The organism is Variovorax sp. 20P10.2.4, assembly GCF_058244205.1.
Genome location: NZ_JBZAYE010000884.1, coordinates 1 through 2,423, shown reverse-complemented (window position 1 = coordinate 2,423; position 2,423 = coordinate 1). Strand labels below are relative to the sequence as shown.

Here is a 2,423-nt window from a genome sequence, read left to right as displayed (position 1 = left end):
CCGGCCGCGCGCGAGGCGGCGGCCACGCGCGACGGGCTGCAGATGGTGGTGCAGGAGACCGCGCGCCATGATCCCTCGGTGCACAACACGCGGCGCTTCGTGGCCGAGCCGGTGGACATCGCGGGCACGACGCTGGCCGCGGGCGATGCGGTGCTGCTGGTGCTGGCGGCGGCGAACCGCGATCCGGGCTTCAATCCCGAGCCCGATCGCTTCCAGCCGCTGCGCGCGCGGCGCCGCATGCTGGGCTTCGGGCATGGCCTGCATGCGTGCCCGGGACAGGCGCTGGCCTGCACGCTCGCGGCGGCCGGGCTCGAGGCCTTGCTGGGCGAGCGCCGGGCCGAGGTCGAGCGGCTGCTCGAACGCGGGTGGCGCTATCGGCCGTCGGTCAATGGGCGCATTCCGCAGTTCGATTGAGACCCCACCGTTCACGCTGAGCTTGTCGAAGCGTCGCGCGAGGCTTCGACAAGCTCAGCCCGAACGGTGGGAGGACTCCGCCCACTGCCCCATGCGCTCCAGGAACGGCGACAGCTGCGCCGCGCCCCAGCGCAGCGGCAGCGCGCCGGGCCGGCGCAGCACCTGCTGCACGCGCAGCCGCAGCAGCCGCTCGGCGCCCTCGAAGGACGCGAGCTCGGGCCCGTCGATCACGATCTCGGCCGTGGCCGCGACATGCAGCATCTCGCCGCTGTCGAAGTCGACGAACAACAGACCCGCGCGCGGATAGGCCAGCAGGTTGCCGAAGGTGTTGAAGAAGCGGTTGCCCGTGAAGTCGGGCACCGTCAGCACGCCGCCGCCTATGTCGTCCACGCGCACGAAGCCGGGCCGCCCGCCGCGGTGCGAGACGTCGACGCCGCGCGCGCTGGCATCGACCTCGTCGCCCTCGATGGCCGCGCTCGCGGGATGGGCGCTGGCGATGAACAGCGTGTCGGCGCGCCGGATCAGCGCGCGTGCCGCGTCGTCGAGGCCATCGAGTCGCTGCACCGCCGCGGGCGCCGAGGCCGGCGGCCGGTAGGCGGGCTCGCGCGCCTGGATGTACTTCGGGCAGTTGCCGAAGCTCTGCTGCACCTCGAGCGTGAAGCCCGCCGCGTCGAGCGCCTCGACCGTGCCGTTCATGCGGTTGCGCCGCCGCGTGTGCGGCTGGATGCCGAGCAGCCCGAGCGTCGCGCCGTCGCGCAGCGAGGCCGCGAGCGGATCGCCGGCATCGGGCAGCGCATCGATGCGCAGGTGCGTCGGGTCGGGCGAATGCGCGAAGCCGGCCGGCGCGGCCAGCATGCTGGCCCAGGGCTGGCCCTGCGCGTCGATGCTGCCGGTGACCAGGAAGGGCAGCAGCGCGAAGAAGTCGCGGTGCTGGTCGGGCATGAAGTCGCGGATCACGCGCGAGCCGGCCGCGGCCATGACCTCGCGCGAGCCGGCCTGCAGCTGCATCGCGCGTTCGCCGGCGTGGAAGGGAACATCGATCATGGCGGACCTCCGCGAGTTTCTTCGGTGAGGGTGGACGCGATCAGGCGGCCAGTGCGACAGGCGAGCGCACCATCGGCACGAAGCCCGGCAGCGCCTCGACGCGCGCGAGCCATTGCCGCACGTGGGGATAGGGATCGAGCGACACGCCGCCCTCGGGCGCATGGGCCACGTAGGCGTAGTTCGCGATGTCGGCCAGCGTGGCCGACTCGCCCACCAGGAAGGGCTGGGCCGCGAGGTGCCGCTCCATCACCTCGAACAGCGCATGGGCGCGCTTGCGCACCTCGCTCGGATCGTCGGGCCGGCCGAACAGCGCGAACACGCGCGCGGCCGCCGGCCCGAAGGCGAGCTGGCCCGCCGCCACCGAGAACCAGCGCTGCACCTGCGCCGCGCCGAAGGCATCGCGCGGCATCCAGCGGCCGGGATCGGCCGCATAACGCTCGTTGAGGTAGACCAGGATCGCGTTCGAGTCGGCGAGCGTGAGTTCGCCGTCCTCGATCACCGGCACCTGGCCGAAGGCATTGCGCGCCAGGAACTCGGGCGTGCGGTTGGCGCGGGTGCGCATGTCGATCTCGATCGCCTCGAAGGGCAGGCCCAGCAGCGACAGGAACAGGCGCACGCGGTGCACGTGGCCCGAGATCGGCGTGCCGTAGAGCTTGATGAACTGGGCCGGTTGGCGCGAAGCGGTCATGGTCGGGATCCTCGAAGTGGTGGCGTCGGAGTGGATTCTTCTCTCTTGCGTCGATCGAAGGAATACACGTCGTCGGATTTGACTGCTGCGTTTTTCGGATTAATCCGATCTAATCGCCCAATGGATCGCTTCAAGGCCATGCAGACCTTCGTGCAGATTGCCGACCAGGGCAGCCTGACCCGCGCCGCCGAGGCGCTCGGCACCTCGCTGCCCGCGGTGGTGCGCGCGCTCGCCGCGCTCGAGGCGCACCTGGGCGTGCGACTGTTCCACCGCACCA

4 protein-coding genes are annotated in these 2,423 nt (G+C 71.7%); 2 read left to right on the top strand and 2 right to left on the bottom strand.

Annotated elements, in window-relative coordinates; all coding sequences use genetic code 11:
- Positions 1-414: cytochrome P450 (locus AC27VN_RS38965; RefSeq protein WP_490880135.1), on the top strand; the 414-nt coding region annotated here is incomplete at its 5' end.
- Positions 415-468: 54 nt separating this feature from the next.
- Here AC27VN_RS38965 and AC27VN_RS38960 read toward each other — a convergent pair.
- Positions 469-1,458 (bottom strand): pyridoxamine 5'-phosphate oxidase family protein, encoded by a 990-nt coding sequence (locus AC27VN_RS38960; protein WP_490880134.1) that lies wholly within the window; start codon positions 1,456-1,458, stop codon positions 469-471.
- 40 nt (positions 1,459-1,498) lie between these two features.
- Positions 1,499-2,146 carry a glutathione S-transferase family protein gene (locus AC27VN_RS38955; RefSeq protein ID WP_490880133.1) on the bottom strand — a complete coding sequence of 216 codons (648 nt, stop codon included), beginning with the start codon at positions 2,144-2,146 and terminating at the stop codon, positions 1,499-1,501.
- A 120-nt stretch (positions 2,147-2,266) separates the two neighbouring features.
- Between AC27VN_RS38955 and AC27VN_RS38950 the strand changes: the two genes are divergently transcribed.
- The coding region (locus AC27VN_RS38950) for a helix-turn-helix domain-containing protein (RefSeq protein ID WP_490880136.1) at positions 2,267-2,423 on the top strand (157 nt) is incomplete at its 3' end.